This window comes from Ectothiorhodospira sp. BSL-9, from assembly GCF_001632845.1.
In the GTDB taxonomy this organism is placed as follows: Bacteria; Pseudomonadota; Gammaproteobacteria; order Ectothiorhodospirales; family Ectothiorhodospiraceae; genus Ectothiorhodospira.
Map to the genome: position 1 here is coordinate 2,092,954 of NZ_CP011994.1, position 17,099 is coordinate 2,110,052.

The 17,099-nt window shown below is 64.2% G+C and carries 16 protein-coding genes; 11 read left to right on the forward strand and 5 right to left on the reverse strand.

From position 1 onward, the window contains the following. The first annotated feature begins 16 nt into the window (after positions 1-16). The 4 genes from ECTOBSL9_RS09855 (at position 17) to ECTOBSL9_RS09870 (ending at position 5,903) form a co-directional block, all read left to right on the forward strand. The gene (locus tag ECTOBSL9_RS09855) at positions 17-3,430 is read left to right on the forward strand and encodes a hypothetical protein (protein WP_063464892.1); all 3,414 of its coding nucleotides are present in this window, start codon (positions 17-19) and stop codon (positions 3,428-3,430) included. Between the two features lie 118 nt (positions 3,431-3,548). Then, positions 3,549-3,818 carry an Lrp/AsnC family transcriptional regulator gene (locus ECTOBSL9_RS09860; RefSeq protein ID WP_063464893.1) on the forward strand — a complete coding sequence of 90 codons (270 nt, stop codon included), beginning with the start codon at positions 3,549-3,551 and terminating at the stop codon, positions 3,816-3,818. Positions 3,819-3,914: 96 nt separating this feature from the next. Further along, positions 3,915-4,493, forward strand: coding sequence for a hypothetical protein (locus ECTOBSL9_RS09865; protein WP_063464894.1), 579 nt, complete (start codon positions 3,915-3,917; stop codon positions 4,491-4,493). Between the two features lie 93 nt (positions 4,494-4,586). Beyond that, complete coding sequence (locus tag ECTOBSL9_RS09870) at positions 4,587-5,903, forward strand: hypothetical protein (protein ID WP_063464895.1); 1,317 nt, start codon at positions 4,587-4,589, stop codon at positions 5,901-5,903. A gap of 36 nt (positions 5,904-5,939) precedes the next feature. Here the strand turns inward: ECTOBSL9_RS09870 and ECTOBSL9_RS09875 are convergent, their stop codons facing one another. From ECTOBSL9_RS09875 to ECTOBSL9_RS09890, 4 genes are all read right to left on the reverse strand, one after another. After that, positions 5,940-7,415 (reverse strand): RimK family protein, encoded by a 1,476-nt coding sequence (locus tag ECTOBSL9_RS09875; RefSeq protein WP_063464896.1) that lies wholly within the window; start codon positions 7,413-7,415, stop codon positions 5,940-5,942. A 46-nt stretch (positions 7,416-7,461) separates the two neighbouring features. Beyond that, entirely contained in the window at positions 7,462-8,619 is a 1,158-nt protein-coding gene (locus tag ECTOBSL9_RS09880; RefSeq protein WP_205631957.1) for a GNAT family N-acetyltransferase/peptidase C39 family protein, read from the reverse strand. Between the two features lie 103 nt (positions 8,620-8,722). Next, on the reverse strand, positions 8,723-9,625 hold the full coding sequence (locus ECTOBSL9_RS09885) for a DMT family transporter (protein WP_082829854.1): 903 nt from the start codon (positions 9,623-9,625) through the stop codon (positions 8,723-8,725). A 145-nt stretch (positions 9,626-9,770) separates the two neighbouring features. Continuing rightward, positions 9,771-10,103 (reverse strand): DUF3634 family protein, encoded by a 333-nt coding sequence (locus ECTOBSL9_RS09890; protein ID WP_063464897.1) that lies wholly within the window; start codon positions 10,101-10,103, stop codon positions 9,771-9,773. Positions 10,104-10,251: 148 nt separating this feature from the next. On the opposite strand from ECTOBSL9_RS09890, the gene ECTOBSL9_RS09895 reads away from it, so the two are divergent. The 3 genes from ECTOBSL9_RS09895 (at position 10,252) to ECTOBSL9_RS09905 (ending at position 12,442) form a co-directional block, all read left to right on the forward strand. Then, positions 10,252-10,740, forward strand: a complete 489-nt coding sequence (locus ECTOBSL9_RS09895) for an LEA type 2 family protein (protein WP_063464898.1) — start codon at positions 10,252-10,254, stop codon at positions 10,738-10,740. 6 nt (positions 10,741-10,746) lie between these two features. Continuing rightward, positions 10,747-11,163 carry an alternative ribosome rescue aminoacyl-tRNA hydrolase ArfB gene (gene arfB, locus ECTOBSL9_RS09900; RefSeq protein ID WP_063464899.1) on the forward strand — a complete coding sequence of 139 codons (417 nt, stop codon included), beginning with the start codon at positions 10,747-10,749 and terminating at the stop codon, positions 11,161-11,163. Between the two features lie 85 nt (positions 11,164-11,248). Beyond that, positions 11,249-12,442: an NAD(P)/FAD-dependent oxidoreductase gene (locus ECTOBSL9_RS09905; protein ID WP_063464900.1), complete on the forward strand. Its 1,194-nt coding sequence runs from the start codon at positions 11,249-11,251 to the stop codon at positions 12,440-12,442. A gap of 21 nt (positions 12,443-12,463) precedes the next feature. Here the strand turns inward: ECTOBSL9_RS09905 and ECTOBSL9_RS09910 are convergent, their stop codons facing one another. Beyond that, on the reverse strand, positions 12,464-13,012 hold the full coding sequence (locus ECTOBSL9_RS09910) for a DUF2058 domain-containing protein (protein WP_063464901.1): 549 nt from the start codon (positions 13,010-13,012) through the stop codon (positions 12,464-12,466). A 198-nt stretch (positions 13,013-13,210) separates the two neighbouring features. Here ECTOBSL9_RS09910 and ECTOBSL9_RS09915 point away from each other — a divergent pair, with 198 nt between their 5' ends. From ECTOBSL9_RS09915 to ECTOBSL9_RS09930, 4 genes are read left to right on the forward strand one after another with little or no spacing between them, the layout of a single operon-like run. Then, positions 13,211-14,122 carry an ABC transporter substrate-binding protein gene (locus ECTOBSL9_RS09915; protein ID WP_063464902.1) on the forward strand — a complete coding sequence of 304 codons (912 nt, stop codon included), beginning with the start codon at positions 13,211-13,213 and terminating at the stop codon, positions 14,120-14,122. A 7-nt stretch (positions 14,123-14,129) separates the two neighbouring features. Continuing rightward, positions 14,130-15,293, forward strand: a complete 1,164-nt coding sequence (locus ECTOBSL9_RS09920; RefSeq protein ID WP_063464903.1) for an ABC transporter permease — start codon at positions 14,130-14,132, stop codon at positions 15,291-15,293. Next, complete coding sequence (locus ECTOBSL9_RS09925; RefSeq protein WP_063464904.1) at positions 15,290-16,231, forward strand: ABC transporter ATP-binding protein; 942 nt, start codon at positions 15,290-15,292, stop codon at positions 16,229-16,231. Before ECTOBSL9_RS09920 ends, ECTOBSL9_RS09925 begins: the two co-directional genes overlap by 4 nt. After that, entirely contained in the window at positions 16,224-17,021 is a 798-nt protein-coding gene (locus tag ECTOBSL9_RS09930; protein ID WP_063464905.1) for an ABC transporter permease, read from the forward strand. The genes ECTOBSL9_RS09925 and ECTOBSL9_RS09930 overlap by 8 nt, the downstream gene beginning before the upstream one ends. The last annotated feature ends 78 nt before the right edge of the window (positions 17,022-17,099 follow it).

Genomic DNA, 17,099 nt, shown 5'->3' on the forward strand with positions numbered 1-17,099 from the left:
CCGTTGGAGTGATGTCATGCAGCATGGATTTGTGATTCGTATCGTTCTTGTCCTCCTGCTGGTGACCCTGCCTGGCGCTGCGCAGGCCGTGAGCGTCTCGCCGGGGTTGTCGGAGGCGGTGCAGCGGCTCATCGACGGCACGGCCACCCCGGAACAGGAAATGCTGATGTTCTTTGCCAACCGGGAGGTAAACCTGGCGGCCTTGCGGGGTGAACTGAACACCAGGCAATACGAGTTCGTGCAGCACCGATTCAATACCCTGAACGAGCAGTTCTCCCGTCAGGCTGTGCAAGAAGCGGGATTTCGTGCTCAGGTCACGGGTCAAGGGGTCAATCCCGGCGCCGATACCGACGTCAATGTGCTGTCCGGAGGCAGTCGTCGCATCAAGCTGGACGACATCCAGCAGATCGAGATGAATTATCAGCGTATTGCACGTGAGCACTTCCAGCGCCAGGGTCTGGAAACACCGGTGGGTCGGTTCGACACCGACACGGATTTCATGCCCCACCCGGATCACACGGATCAGTTCGACCAGATCGTCCGGCACATCAACCAGCGGGGTGGCACCGCCTACGCCACCCCGGGCGCAGTGCGTGCCCAGATCGCCCTGAGTCACGATTCCCGCTCGGGTATTGTTCCGGTGAACGTGGATGACGCCATGGATTTCTCTGCGGAGATGCGCCGCCTGAGCCAGGCCAAAAAACGCAGTGCGGATGCCTGGGTGCGAGAAGCAAACGCGCTGCAGCGCCTCGATCCGCAACGGGCGGAACTCTACCGGGCCCGGGCGCAGTTGGCTGAATCCCAATCAGCCAAGTACATCCACCGTCAGTTCAAGCTGAGCAATCACCTGCTGGAACAGCACAACCTGCCTACGGCAACCCTTGAGAATACCGGCCTGGATCGGGCGCTGGGGCGTCTCGACAGGGGTCGGGGTGTTGCCACCGTGGGGGATGCGGTCGCCGTGCGTGCCATGAATCAACACGGATTTCAGCGGGCCTCCGATCAACTGGTGGATACCTTCGGCACTCTGGCTGGCATCAATCCCGCTCAGACTGAACAGTTCACCCGGGCCATCGCCCAGGAGGTTGTCCGCATGACCCCTTCCAAGGCGGGTGAGGCCATCAGCCGCCTGGAGCGCCAGGTGGGTGGGGGTTTCGCCCAGAGCGTGGCCCGGGAAGCCCGGAATATCCGGCCACCCCCCAAGGTCGCCCCTACACCTGCGACATCCAGCGCGGCATGGGCGGGCAAGGCGGTGAAGATCCTGTCGACGGGACTGAAGGGATATTTCATGGGCCGGGAGGGTGTGTATCACGCCCTGGATCAAACGGAGTCTGACGACACTGCCTTCGACTTCGTCATGCGTGTGTACCAGAACGCCGCCTGGTACGGTTCTGGTGTGGGATATGCCTACGAAGAAGCGGAACAGGCAGAAATTGCCCGATTCATGCGGGAGGTGGAGCGCGGCCATGATCCAGGTCTCACCCGCTACGTGACCGTGACCCTGCTCCAGATACCCTACCTCATGGCCAGGGATACGGCCACGGGCATCCTCTACCTGCCCGACGCTGTCTTCGAGGCCATCACCGGCACCAAGGAGGCAGAGGCCCGTGAGCAGGCATCCAGGGAGTTCCTGGCCGAGGTGCGGCGGCTGGTGCGTCATCGTGAGCTGATTGACGAGGCCTTTGCCCATGCCGAGGAGATGGGCGTGAGGCCCGAGGATTCGGACGGCTTTCTCGATTGTCTGTGCAATCAATGCGGAGGCATGCTGGGGGGATACTTTTGTGTGGGTTCGGGTTGCCGATTTTCCATGGGTTCGGGCCCCTGCGTGTGCAAGGGCCCCCTCAATGCCTGGAACACCCCGATCCCGGGGGGCATCCAGGAGAGTCTGAGTTGTTTCAATACTGTCACGAACAGACACCACAGCGAGGCTCAGGCCATTTTCGACAGCTGGCGGGAGCGTATTCCCGCGGAGAACTACAAAAGCGTCGAGACCGAGGTGGAAGAGATCAAATGGCTTCTGGAGCAAGGTGACTTTGAACAGGCGGCCCGCAGCTATCAGCCCATCGCTCCGTTGCTGGACGGGGCTGTGGGTTCCATCGCCACAGATGACGGTGTGATTCACACGCGCCTGGATCGGCACCTGGCGGGACGTATCGCGGGAGGGCTCACCACCGGGGCCCGTGACCACCAGGCCCGACAGGAGTATCCGCAGGCCCTGGATGCCTATCGGGCCGGGTTGTCTCTATGGCCTGACGAAGAGGTGGAGGCCCGGGTGGCGAGGCTGGAGAGATACCTGGCCGTGCAGGATCCCCTGGAGGCCGCCCGCAGGGCCGAAGGGGCTCAGGTGGCTCGCAGTCAGCCGTGGGACGACACGGCGGTGGTGGCGTTGACGCCGCCAAGGGAGCAGGCCATGGTTAGCGAGCGCGGATCACTGAATAGCCAGCAGCGGGAGCAGGTACATGAACTCCGGGTGGAGCAGCATGGGCATCTGACCGTGGAGGTACAGGCGGATGGGGATCTGCAAATGGGGCTGCAATTGCGGCATGCGGAGGGGGCGGGTCTTCTGAGCCAGGACCGTGCCGGACGCAGAGATAGCCGACGGGTGGAGCAACCCGATCTTGCCCCGGGCCTTTACGAGGTCCGGGTGCAGCGCCAAAGCGGGGAGGGGCATTACGTGCTCACGCCCCACCTGCGCATGGTGTCCATACCCAACGACCGGGAACCCAATGATTCTGCCGAGCAGGCGCAACCCATCCCCGTGGATCAGGTTTCCACCGGCTTGCTCGGCTATCGCAACCACGAGGGCCGGGACATGGAAGACTGGTACCAGGTGACGCTGTCCGCCCATGGGCGGCTGTCGGTGGACATCGAAGCCGAAGAGACCCTGCGGGTGGCTGCCCAGTTGCGGGACGAGGCGAGCACTGGATTGCTGCATCAGGACCACCTGGGCCGCAGGTCGCAAAGGCAGCTGGAGCGGCCCGACCTGGCGCCTGGGACCTACTACGTGCGCGTGATGCGTCATGAGGGGCAGGGGGGATACACAGTCACGCCCCGACTGGATCGCGTGGGCGAGGCGGGTGAACTGGAGCGCCACGACAGCATGGAGCAGGCACGCCCCATCGAACTGGACCAGGAACTCATCAGCCTGCTGGGTTACCGTGATGCGTCAGGGCGCGATACCGAGGACTGGTTCCGCCTCACAGTGGGTGCATCCGGCCAGTTGTTCGTGTATGTGCGTGGCGATGACGAGTTGCAGCTGGCAGCGCAACTCAGAGACGCTGGCGGCGCCCGCACCCTGGTGGAGGATGGTCACGGGCGGGACTCCCGCCGTCGTCTGGAGCGGCACGATCTGGAGCCGGGGACGTATTATCTTCGGGTTTACCGTCACGCCGGGCAGGGCAGCTATCGCGTGACCACGCGGTTGCAATGAGCCTGGCTGACCACTCCGCGCGACGCCTGCCGTGGCGTTGCGCGGAGGATTGGCGTTGTACCTGCCTGTTCAGGTATTTTGCTGTCCATCCCGACCGTTTCCCAACCGAGGAGCCCCCATGGTCACCGCCATCATCTTGATCAACGTCCAGCGCCAGAAGGTCAACCAGATCGCTGAGGAGCTGGCCGACATGGAACAGATCACCGAGGTCTTTTCCGTCAGTGGTCAGTATGACCTGATCGCCATCGCGCGCGTGCCCAGGAACGACGATCTGGCCGAGGTGGTGACCCGTCGCCTGCTGACCATCGACGGGCTGGAGAAGACCAACACCCTGCTGGCCTTCAAGGCCTACTCCCGGCACGATCTGGAGGCCATGTTCTCCGTTTGATCGTTTGATCGTTTGATGTGGCGCCGCCCGACCCACGGCAGCGGGGAACCGCATGGTGCCGGGGGCGGGCACTGAAATCATTTGCAAGGAAACCCCATGACCCAGATCCAGCATCGTGAGGCCTGGCTGTTGGCCTCGCGCGAGTTTGACGAGAATCGAAGTGAAAGCCTTTGGCAGCGCTGCCTGGAGCAGTGCCATCAGGACCCCAACGAGGCCAAGGCCCAGTACCTGAACGAGGCGGCCGTGCTGTACGACCAGCATCTGGCCCAGGGGCGTGGTGAGGGTACACCGCATCCTGACGGCTCCGGTGGAGTGCGCCGTGGCAGGCCGCCCAAGCAACCAAGGGTGGGTCTTTGGGCGCGCCTGAAGGAGCCTTCGCCCCTCAACCCCCTGATTGCAGCCATCCCGCTGGGTCTGGTGGCCCTTTGGATCATCCTGGGCTACATCTTCGCCCAGACCCGCCCACCCTTCGTGGTATGGGGCGTGTTGCTGGCGATCATCTACGTGCCGGCCGCAGCAATCATTGGTTATACAGCCCTGTTCACCCTGCGTTATCGCCTCAGCGAGACCTTTCGGCGTGAGCGGGCCGCTGAAGTGGATGGCCTGAGCCTCTGGGCCATTGTCTCGGTCCTGTTGTTTGGTGCCATCAGTACCTTCCTGCTCTGGGCCATGTAGCGACAGGCTCCTTGCACTGGTAGATATGACCTATTTTTCGTGGGATATTGGTTACCCACATAAATACCCTGGGAAACCACAGGTAAGTGCGCCATGCTGATCAAGCCTGTTGACGACCTCGCCCCCCACATCGAGGAACTACACCGTCTGCTTGGGCGGGCTGACGATGAACAGGCCCGGCAGATCCGGGCGAGAATCCTGGCCCTGGAGGGGCGGTTGGCCGCAGCCGCCGAACTGGATCGGCAACTGGCCGACTCCAATCAGGCCGTGGTGATCCACGACCTGCACCTGGAGGTGCGGGGCACGTCCGTTCACTTCGATCATGTGGTGTTCAATCGCCGCATGGAGGCGTTCGTGCTGGACTCCCGGTTCTTCAATACCGGGGTCAGGGTGGAGGCCGAAGAGCGCTTTTTCCATGTGGACGAGGAAGTGGGGGGCGACCCGCTGGAGGTCATCGACCCGCTGAGCGATCTGGCCGAGCAGGTGCGCGCCCTGGGCAACGCGGTGCTGTTCATGTCCTGGCCCCATCGTTTGGGCGTAAGGCTCATTCCACAGGTCCATGGCCGCATTGTGGTGGGGCCGGATGCCCACGTGCATCTGGCCGGCGAGCACAACCCGGGTGGCCAGGTCACCTGGCTGGAGGACGTGCTGGAACAAGGCCTGCGGGGCAAGCCAGGGCAGGGCGGCAACTACCTGGCCATGTTACGGGCCCTGGCCTCCACCGTGAGCCTCCAGGCCCTGCAGGGCTGTGCCGAGGCATTGGCAGGTCTGCACGTGGCCCGTGCGCCGAATTATCAGGCCGAGTTCGGTATCAATGCTCAGGCACCATCCCCCAGGGGTGCGCCGGAGCAGACAGCACAGACCGAGGCCACGGAAACACCGGCCGCCGCGCCAGCGGCACCCAAGGAGGAAGAGGTCAAGCCCCGCTCCCAGCGAGGCCGGGCGAGCACCAGCGGCACCAGGAAGTCCTCAAAATCAGCAACCAGTGAGGGTGCCCGTTCTCAAGGCAAGGGCAAGCCCGCTGCCCGAGGCAAGACCAGGGAGGCCACCAGGGGCACCACAGGCCAACGCCGCAGCAAGGCTGCAAAACCTTCGGCAGAAAAGGCACAGAAGCCATCCCCGGCGGCATCCGAGGCCGAATCGCCGCCGGCCTCCAACCCGGATGAAAGCCAGGCGTCCGAAAAGAAACTCCCTTCCTCCCGTATCGCCTCCGCCCTGGGCATGAAGACCGGCCCTTTCCTGGATCTGCTGGCCGAACAGGGCCTGCTGGAGCAGAAGGACGGCGCCTGGCAGCTCACCGAAAAAGGGACCGAGCGCGGTGGCGAGCAGCGAGGCAGCGGCAACCGCATCTCCTTCGCCTGGCCCGCGTCGGTCAAGGACGAGGCGAGGGCTGCCAGGGATGGGTCCTGAACCGGATGAAAGGTCTCCAGGGAACCGGAAAAGTCCCTAACGCTTCCGCGTTAAATCCAGCCGTCGCACGAAATCCTCCAGAATGCGGCGATACAGGTCATCCTTGAGGATGGCGTCCTCCACGCCCGCGTCCAGGCTCGGGTTGTCGTTGACCTCGATCACCATCATGCCACGGTCCGTCTGTTTCAGATCCACCCCGTAAAGCCCATCGCCGATGAGATTGGCGGCCTTGAGGGCTGTTTTGATCACCATGGGAGGGACATCCTCCACGGCCAGGGTGCGCGCGCCCCCTTGCCGTAGTCGGCCCTTGGCCTGGTGGTTCACGATCTGCCAGTGTTTTCGGGACATCAGGTACTGGCATGCGTAAAGGGGTTGCTTGTTGAGCACGCCGATGCGCCAGTCAAACTCCGTGTAGACGAATTCCTGGGCCAGGATCAGGTCCGATTCCTTCAGCAAGCGGCGTCCGATCTCCTCCAGTTCGGCACGGTTCTCGGCCTTGAACACGCCTCGGGAGAATGATCCGTCCGGGATCTTCAGGACCACGGGATAGCCGATATGCTCCTCAGCGGTGAGGAGGTTTTCCCTGCGCAGGACCAGGGTGCGGGGTGTGGGGACCTTGTTGGCAGCCAGTCGTTCTGCCAGGTAGACCTTGTTGGTGCACTTGAGGATGGAGTCGGGGTCGTCGATCACCACCATGCCCTCGCTGTCTGCCTTGCGGGCAAAGCGGTAGGTGTGGTGGTCGATGCGAGTGGTTTCGCGGATGAACAGGGCGTCGTATTCCGCCAGGCGGCCGAAATCCTTTCGGTCGATCAGGTCCACCTCCAGCCCCACGGTGCGCCCCAGGCGTGCAAAGTGGTTCAGGGCCGCCCGGTTGGAAGGCGGCAGGTCCTCTTCCGGGTTTTGCAGGATGGCCAGGTCATACTTGTAGCTGCGGGTGCCCCGGGGTTTGCGCCAGGGGCGCTTGAGATAGGTTTCCAGGGCGCTGAAAAAAGAGTCCTCCTGCTCGGCATCCAGGCTGTTCAGGGCCATGGGCTTGAGGGCTTCAATACGCCACTGGCCCACCAGCCGGAATTCCACCTTGAACAATGGGGTGGGGAAGACGGTGAACAACTGCTGGGCGATCTCCTGCAGTTCCTTGGGGGCGCACTGCCCGAAGAAGACGGTGATCTCGAACGCCGTGGGCTCCAGCCCCGAGCGTTTGCGCCCCAGTACCCGGGCCACCTTGCGATCGATGTCCTCGGTGTCCAGGCTGTAGATGGACTTGCGGGAGAGGTCCTGCAGGGTTCGTACCGAGGGTACCACCTTGTGTTGCCGGGCCTCGGCCAGCAGCGAACAGTAGTAACCCACACTCAGGTAGCGAAGGCTGCGGCACAGGTTGATCACCCGCAAGCGGCTTTTGCCAGCGGCATAGTCCGGGTGGGTGAGGTAGTCCGCGGCCAGCACCACGGGGTAGTCCGGGAAATGGGGCTTCCAGTCTCCGGGTTGCTCGATGAGCAGGACATGATCCGACATGGGGGCTTCCTTGTGGCTTGTGGCGCAGGGTTGGGGCTTTGTGTGGTTACGAAGCGGCGCGGGGGCCGATCACCAGGACCGCCTTGAGTCCCGCCTTGCCATAGCGGGCCATGCGCTCGAAATCCCGTTGCAGGATGGGCATGTTCAACGAGTCCAGCCGGGTTTCACCGTTGTCGTAGTCCACGAAGGGGTCGTGCACGTAGATGAAGTGCTCATCAAAGCCGGTGACCACCACCCAATGGGGAAACTTCTCACCGTAGATCTGGTAGGAACTGATCAGTACCACGGGGATGCCGCCGGCATCAAAACGTGCCCGCAGGTCCACCGGGGTCAGGTGCCCGTAGTGTACCGGGATGCCCAGGCCGTGGATCTCGTCCAGCATGTCTTCCTGCACCAGGCGCATCACCTCTTTCTTGTCCTGGCTGCGCACGGAATCCAGTAAGGGTATCTGTTCGTCACCCAGGGTGAGTTCCACGGAAAAGCCCCGATGGGCCGCCGCCAGGGCCAGCCCGAAAGGCCCGCAACCCCCATGGCCCGAGGTCATGTAGATGGTGGTGGCCTCCCGCCATAGACGAAGTTCCAGCTTGCGGTCCAGGGTCAGCATCGGATCCTGGGCCTTCATGGCCATCATCAGGCAGGAAGGTCCACAGGTGAAGTCCAGGGTCTGCTCGTAAAACGGCACGCGGACCATCTCCGGCCGCAGGTCGGCTGCCAGGGATTTCTCGTAACGCCAGGCATCCATGTGATCTTCGTAGTAGTCGTCATACTCACCGAAACGCCGATAGCCCAGGGACTCGAACAAACACTGCGAGGCCGTGTTGTCCTTGCGGATCTCCAGGCGCAGGTACGCGCAGTCCCTGGCCCGGGCAGCGGCTTCGGCCGCCCGCACCAGGTTCCGGCTCAGACCCTGTCCACGGGCGGCAGCATCCAGGGCGATGGAATACAGCCTTGCGCTTGATGTGCCGCGACTGAACAGCACGAGCACATAACCCACGGGGCCCTTGCCGGTATCGTGCACCAGGGTGTGTGCATTGGCCTTGGTCAGCATGTAGCGGAATTGCCGTCGGGAAAGGCGGTCGGTGGGGAAGCAGCGCTGTTCCAGGGCCACCAGGGCAGGGATATCGGACATCCGGGCAGGCCGGATCACACCCTCCGGGATCCAGGGAGTGTCGGCGCGGGGCAGGGGGGCAGTGGCGTGTTCCATGGCATCATCGAGTGGCCGTCAAGCCTTCAGGATTGGGCATGGCCGGGGTTTCGTCAATTGCCACACGCCGCCGCCGGTCGGCTGGACCGTCCCATGGTCTGCTCTAGCGGGAACGTCGCCACCCGGCGACGAGCCCGCCCATGACGATGAGCACGCCACCGATCCAGTCCCTGGGCCCCAGCAGCTCGCCGGCCAGCCAGGCGGCCGACACGGCACCGGCCACCAGCTCGAAGATGAGGATGACCGAGGACTGCCGCACCGGGAGCCAGGTCACGCCCACCTGCACCGTCATGGTCATGGTGGTCATGATCGTCATGCCCACCAGCAGGGCCGCGGCGATGGTCCATGGGTCCGGCGCAAGACCGATGCCCAGTGTACCCGCAGCCCCCATGGCCAGCAGGGGGGCTCCAGACCAGGCCGCCAGGGTCTTCACCCGCAGCGGCATCCAATAGGCATGGCGCACCTGGATATTGGTGGCCGCAAAGGCCATGCCCGCCAGCAGGCCCAGCAGGTCTGCCCGGGTCATGGCCAGGGTGGTGTTGGTGGGCCAGAGCATCACCAGGGCGCCGGTCAGGGCCAGGGCCAGGGCGACCATGGCCTGCGAGGTGAGCGGTTCACGCAGCAGCAGCCGCGCCAGGACCACGGCCCAAAGCGGAGAGAGATAAAAGAACAGCAATACCCTGACCACGTCGCCCTCGATCACGCCCAGGGAGAAGGCGGTGCCCGACAGCGCCGAGGTGAGCGCAATGCCGGCAAAACGTCCGGGGTGACGCCGCACCCATCCGACATGATGGCGCGCCACCACCAGGCCCACCAGGCAGGCACCCAGATAGATGAAGGCCACCGACCAAAGACCATGCAGGCCGGCCTGCTCCAGCCAGCGCAGCGGGATCCAGAAACAACCCCACAACCCGGCGCCGATGAGCAGGGCACCCACGGCCATGCCCTGACCGGGACCTTGCTGGCTCAAGGTGAAAGTGTCGTGGGCGGCGTTGTGGGTGGACATCAAATACTGGCCTTGTGATTGAGGCGGGAACCGCGAGTCGCTAAGCCCTCGTGGGAGCGGCCCCTGGCCGCGAAGGGTTTGCGAAAAGGCGAAAAGGGGACAGACACCTTTTTGAAAAAAAGGTGTCTGTCCCCTTTTTTTGCTTCTAACCGGCGGCGCGGCGGCCGCCGCCACCGTTGCCACCTGGGGGAGGGGTCCAGACGTTTCTAAACGGCTGGTGGGTGTGTTCGGGGATGTCTCGGGAGAAGCTCAGCCGGATACCCTGTCCGGAGCGGATGCCGCGGATCCGGCCCTGTTTGATGCCGTACATGCGGGCTACATCCCCACAGCCCCGCAAGAAATCCGGCGGTGGCGTGCCACGCTGCGCCTGGGCCTTGCCGTCCTGGAGCTTCACCACAAAGGCGATCCGCGCATGCCAGATGAGCAGGCCCGCGCCCAGGGCGAGGATGGCGAACATGAGCAGCAGTGGCATCAGCATGGCAGGGCGTCAGGGTTCGTGTTTGGGTAACCGCGCACGATCGCACGGCTCGGCCCGGGTTCGCAAGCTGTGGTCCAATCCCTGCTTAAACAGGGCCCACTTGCGTTAAGCTGAGGGTTCATCTTCCCCGGCTCACTGGAGTCTTTCCATGCTCATCACACGACGTCGTCTCCTGCTGGCTTCCGGTGCCCTGTTGCTGAGCGGTTGCGCGGCCATGCGCAGTGACTTCGAGACGCCGTCGGTGAGCCTGGAGTCCTTTCGTGCCGTGCCCAACCAGGGCATGGCGCCACGGTTTGCCCTGGGCCTGCGGGTGGTCAACCCCAACCCGGCCAGCCTGCCCCTGCGGGGGATGAGCTATGCTGTGGATTTCGAGGGGCACCAGTTGATCACCGGTGTGGCCAGCGACCTTGAGACCATCCCGGCGTTTGGTGAGTCGCGCTTCGAGGTGGAGGCGGGGCTGGATCTCATCAACAGCCTGCGCCTGCTCAATGATCTGATGGCCCGCGCCGATCGCGATCACCTGAACTACAAGGTGCGGGCACGGCTGGACGCAGGTGGTTTCAGCCGCTTGATCACCATGGAGGAAACGGGTCAGATTCCCATCTCCGCCCTGAGTGGTCGGCCGGCACCACGGTGAGTTGTCATGCTGCATATTTCCAACAATGTGACCCTGGGCGACTGGGAGGTGGAGATCAGCCAGATCCGCGCTCAGGGGGCGGGCGGTCAGAACGTGAACAAGGTGGCCTCGGCGGTACACCTGCGCTTTGATATTCAGCGTTCTTCGCTGCCGCGCTTGTACAAGGATCGGTTGCTGCGCATGTCGGATCAGCGTATCAGCAAGGATGGGGTGGTCATCATCAAGGCACAGCGTTTCCGCACCCTGGAACAGAACCGCGAGGATGCTCTGGAGCGCCTGCGGGATCTGATCCAGGAGGCAGGGCGGCCAGTGAAGAAGCGCAAGCCCACGCGGCCCACGCTGGCCTCCAAACGGCGACGTCTGGAGAAGAAGGTTCAGCGGGGACGGACGAAGGCGTTACGGGGGCCCATCAAGTCGGATTGAGCCCGATGCCCTTCTGCCATCGACGGCCCTCACCCTGCCGGCTTTTATCCCATCAACCCCCGCTGATTCGTTAAACTTCGCCACCATGCCGACCGCCCATCCCCACTATGACGTCCTCATCATCGGCGCCGGTGCCGCCGGCCTCATGTGCGCCGGGGTGGCCGGGCAACGGGGCCAGCGCGTGCTGGTGCTGGACCATGCCAACAAGCCGGGCAAGAAGATCCTCATGTCCGGCGGCGGGCGCTGCAACTTCACCAACCTGCACTGCACCGCCGAGGATTTCATCAGCGCCAACCCCCACTTCGCCAAATCCGCCCTGAGCCGTTTTACCCCCTGGGACTTCATTGCCCTGGTGGAGCGCTACGGCATTCCCTACCACGAACGGGAACACGGCCAACTGTTCTGCGACCGCTCCGCCAAGGACATCCTCAACATGCTGCTGGCGGAATGCGAGGTCGGTAATGTGGAGGTCCGCACCCGCACCGCCATCAAGGATGTGCGCATCGGCGCGCCCCATCAGGTGGACACACCAACGGGCACCGTGCAGGCCGACGCCCTGGTGATTGCCACCGGGGGCTATTCCATTCCCACCATGGGGGCCACCGGGTTCGGCTTTGACCTGGCCCGATCCCTGGATATCCCCGTGCGCCCCACACGCCCCGGGCTGGTGCCCCTCACGCTGGAGGGCAAGGCCCTCAAACGCCTGGAGGACCTGAGCGGCATCGCCCTGGACGCCGAGGCAGGGTTTGATGGCCAGTGCTTTCGGGAGAACCTGCTGTTCACCCACCGGGGGCTGAGCGGTCCGGCGGTGTTGCAGGTGTCGTCCTACTGGGAGCCGGGGCAGCCGGTGGAGATTGATCTGTTTCCGGGCGTGAATCTGGGCGATCACATCCGTAGCGTGCGTACGCAACGTCCGAAGATGGAATTGAAGACCCTGCTGGGAGAGCGGCTCACCCGACGGGTGGCGCAACGCTGGTGTGATCTTTGGGTGGAGAGCAAGCCCCTGGATCAGCTCAGTGACGAGGACATTGCCCAGGTGGAGCGGGTGTGCCAGTCATGGCAGGTGTGGCCGTCGGCCACCGAGGGGTATCGCGTGGCGGAGGTTACGGTGGGCGGGGTGGATACGGACGCCCTGTCCTCCAAGACCCTTGAATGCCGGGCCTATCCAGGGCTGTATTTCATTGGCGAGGTGGTGGATGTCACCGGCCATCTGGGCGGCTTCAACTTCCAGTGGGCCTGGGCATCCGGTCATGCGGCGGGCTGTGCGCTGGCCGGATAGCCCGCCTGGCATGGTTGAAGCTCACCACATCAGGTCATCCGGTATCTCGTAACCGGCGTAGGGGTCGTCCTCTTCCCTGGCCTTGTCCCGGGGTTCGGGGTCATTGCAGACCACCACCCGGTCGGCATCGCGTTCGGCGATCTTGTCGGCCCCTTCCCGGGTCACCACCTCGTAGCCATCCCCCAGGGTGACAATGGCCATGCGCCCGTTGCCCAGTCGATCCCGTTGTTCCGGGGTGACGTGCAGATGGCGAATCAACTTGCCGTGCTGGAAGTTGTAGGGGATGTCGCCACCTTCCCGATCCTGGCGATGGGCGTCGATCAACTGCCGGATCTGCGCCTCCAGCGCCTTGCGCTCGGCAGCCTCCTTTTGCTGGCGGTTCAGCTCGCGTGAGCGTTCCGCCTCCCGGCGCCGGGCCTCTTCGGCGGCGCTGGGCTGAGCCGGTTCCGCCGTGGCCGCGCCCTTGCCCTTCTTCTTCTTCTTCTTGGGCGAGGCATGCCGCGCCTGCTTGAGTTTTTTCTCATCCACCAGCCCCGCTTTCAGGAGCTGTTCGTGCAGGGAGTTGGCCATGGGACTTATCCGAGGGTGTTGGCTGAAGAAAAAATCCTCATTCTACGCCGTCCGCCCGAGCAGGGGCCAGCCCGGATCAACCCCTGGATGGGGACTCGCTGGACGTGTTCCCGGGTGAGCGGGAAGGGCCCCGAAAGCTGGAGTCGACCACAAGGCGGCCCTTATACTCCCGCCAGATCCACAATCAATGGAACACCCATGTCTCGCTTCATGAAAGGACTGTTTGCGCTGGCGCTTGGTGCCCTTTGCGCCGTTTCCGTGGCCCAGGCCGGCAAGCCGGTGGTGGTGTCTTCGAAGATTGATACCGAGGGTGCCGTGCTGGGTCAGATCATCCTCCAGCGGCTTGAGGCGGGTGGCATCGAAGTTCGTGATCGGCTGCAGTTGGGGGGCACGAGTATCGTGCGCGGGGCATTGAATTCCGGGGACATCGACATCTACCCCGAATACACCGGCAACGGTGCCTTCTTCTTCGACATGACCGACAGCGACGTTTGGCATGACGCCGAACAGGCCTACGCCACCGTGCGCGAGCGGGATGCGGAAAACGGCTTGATCTGGCTCACTCCGGCCGATGCCAACAATACCTGGGCCATGAGTGTGCGCGGTGATCTGGCCCGGGCTCAGGGTCTCGTCACGCTGGAGGACCTGGCCGATTATCTCAATGGGGGAGGGGACTTCAGGTTTGCCGCCAGCGCCGAGTTTGTCGAGTCGGAGCAGGCCCTGCCGGCCTTCCAGTCGGCCTATGGATTCGAACTGCGGTCGGATCAGCTGCTGGTGCTGTCGGGGGGTAATACGGCAGCCACCATGCGCGCTGCCGCCCGTCAGACCAGTGGTGTCAATGCCGCCATGACCTACGGTACCGACGGTGGTATTCAGGCCCTGGATCTGGTGGTGCTGGAGGATACCCTGGGTGTGCAGCCGGTTTACCAGCCGGCGCCGGTGGTCCGGCAGACGGTTCTTGAAGCCCACCCGGAGATTGCTGAGCTGCTGGAGCCCGTGTTCCGGGCGCTGGATATGGAGACCCTGCAGCACCTCAATGGCCAGGTGGCGGTGCAGGGGGTGTCTCCCCGGCGTGTGGCGGCTGATTTCCTCGCGGACCTGAACGAGTAAATCACCCATGGTCCATGAAGCCAGGCCCAATCGGGTCCTGGTCAGCCTGATGAGTCTGGGGCTATTGGCCTGGCTGGGACTGGATGCCCTCAGCGTGGCCCCCAACCGGCTGGTGCAGGGAACGCCCCTGAGTCCGGTTGAGGCCCTGGGGTGGATGGTCACGCTGCTGGGGTCCGTGTCCATGGCCTGCGTGGTGTGGCTGGCCTGGCGCCCCACCTCTGCCAGGCTCTGGACAGCCCTGGGGCTGGTGATGGGGCTGCTGGTGGCCATGCCCCTGTGGTTGTCCGGTGCTGTTGTGGCCGTGCTGGACCCGGATATGCCTCAGGCGCGGGTGGGCATCGGCCCCGGTCTCTGGGTGCTGCTGTTCCTGTGGTTGCTGGTGCTGGTGGAGTTGCGCATTCGCTTGGGGCTGCGCCGCGTGTGGGTGTGGAGCCTGCTGTCGTTCATCATCCTGATCTGGGGGGTGGCCTTGAGCCAATGGCTCACGCCGCTGGCGCTGGTTCAGGAATACCAGGCCCGCAGCGAGCAATTCCTGGAAGCCGTGCTCTATCACCTGGCATTGGTGGGGGCGGCGGTGGGCGCCAGCCTGGTGATTGGCCTGGGCCTGGCGTTGGCGATGCGTCGTTTCGATGGTCTGCGGCGCCTGGGGTTCGGGGTGCTGAACTCCCTGCAGACCATTCCCAGCCTTGCCCTGTTCGGGCTTTTGCTGGCGCCACTGGCCTGGTTGGGCAATCAGGTGCAATGGTTGGGTGCCCTGGGCGTGAGCGGGATTGGCTGGGCTCCCGCCTGGCTGGCCCTGGTGGCGTACAGCCTGCTGCCCATGGTGCGCAATACTTACGTGGCCCTGGAAGGGGTGGATCCGGGCGTGATCGAATCGGCCCGCGGTATGGGTATGAGCCCTTTGCAGGTCTTTTTCCAGGTGCGCCTGCCGCTGGCCCTGCCGGTGATGCTGGAGGGCATCCGTATCACCACCGTTCAAGCCATCGGCCTGACGGCCGTGGCAGCCCTCATCGGCGCCGGTGGGCTGGGCACCTTCATCTTTCAGGGGCTGGGGCAGGCGGCGATGGACCTGGTGCTGCTGGGGGCGCTGCCCATCATCGCCATGGCGCTGGTGGCCGATGCCCTGCTGGGCGCCCTGGCGGAACGAATGCGACGGCGGGAGGCCTCATGATCGAGCTCTTTGACGTAACCCGGCGGTTTGGCGACGAGACGGCGGTGGACCGCATCTCGCTGCGGGTGGAACGGGGTGAGTTCTGTGTGCTGGTGGGGACTTCCGGCTGCGGCAAGTCCACCACCCTGCGCATGATCAACCGGCTCATCGAGCACAGCGAGGGTGAGATCCATCTGGACGGTCAACCGATCCGGGATTTCCAGGAGGATCAGTTGCGCCGCCGCATCGGCTATGCCATCCAGAGTACCGGGCTGTTTCCCCACTGGACGGTGGGTCGGAATATCGGGCTGGTGCCCCGCCTGCTGCAGTGGCCCGGGTCACGCATTCAGGAACGGGTGGAGGCGCTGATGGACTTGCTGGGGCTGCCGCCGGAGTTTGCCCACAAGTACCCGCACCAGTTGTCCGGCGGCCAGGCCCAGCGCGTAGGGGTGGCACGGGCTCTGGCAGCCGACCCGGAGATTCTGTTGATGGATGAGCCTTTCGGGGCCCTGGATCCCATCACCCGCCAGACCCTGCAAGGGGAGCTGCGCGACCTCCAGCATCGCCTGGACAAGACCATCGTCTTCGTCACCCACGACATGGACGAGGCCCTGACACTGGCCGATCGGCTGGTGGTGATGCACGCGGGGCGCATCGTGCAGCAGGGCAGCCCCACTGAACTGCTGCGGGCACCGGCGGATGATTTCGTGGCGTCCTTGCTGGGCGGGGATGATCGGGGGCTCAAGGAGGCGGCTCTGATTCGGGTGGAGGAGCGCATGCTGCCTGTCACACGGGAGGCCGAAGGTGCGCCGAGGGTGCGTCGGCACGCCACGGTGAACCAGGCCCTGTCACTGATGCTGTGGCATCACACACGGCATCTGCTCGTGGTGGATGAGGGCGACTCTCTTGTGGGGCAACTCTCCTTGGATGTACTGCTGCACAAGGCATGTCATGAGTGACGTGGCCATCAAGGAGGGCGAGGCGGTCAATCGACGATCCCGATGGCGTTTTGTCGTGCCCCTGATCTGGCTGGCGGCCCTGCTGCTGCTGGCTGTGGGCATGACCACCCTGGAGCCCCTGTTTCGCCTGTTGGAGCCGGATCTTCGCCAGGTGATCTACGTCCGGGAGAGCTTTTTGGTGTTGCTGGGGCAGCATGTCCTGATGGTGGCCGTGGCGGCGCTGCTGGCCACCGTCGTGGGGGTGGGGGCGGCCGTGGCGGTCACGCGGGCGGCCGGGCGTGATTTCATGCCCATGGTGGCGCAACTGGCCTCCATCGGTCAGACCTTCCCGCCGGTGGCGGTGCTGGCGCTGGCCGTGCCGTTGCTGGGTTTTGGAACGGTGCCGGTGATCGTGGCCCTGGTGCTGTATGGTCTGCTGCCCATCGTGCGCAATACCCTGGCAGGTCTTCAGGGGGTCTCTGCGGAGGTGCTGGAGGCGGCCCGGGGTATGGGCATGAGCCCAAGGCAGGTATTGCTTCAGGTGGAATTGCCGCTGGCGGCGCCGGTGATCCTGGCCGGCATCCGCACCTCGGTGACCATCAATGTGGCCACCGCGGCCCTGGGGGCGACAGTGGGGGCCAGTAATCTGGGTGACCCCATCATCTCCGGCATCGTCAATGGCAATACCCCCTATATCATTCAGGGAGCGGTGATGATCGGACTCCTGGCCCTCGCCGTGGACAGTCTCTTCGAGCGATTACAGCCTCGGGTGCCCGGACAGGCCAGCGATGGTCAAGTCGCCAACGGTTAGCATCGCAGCCGCGGGCAGCGCACCTCGGCCGGGACCGGGATGCGCCACCCGAAAGAAGCCGCCCACCATCCACCGGAT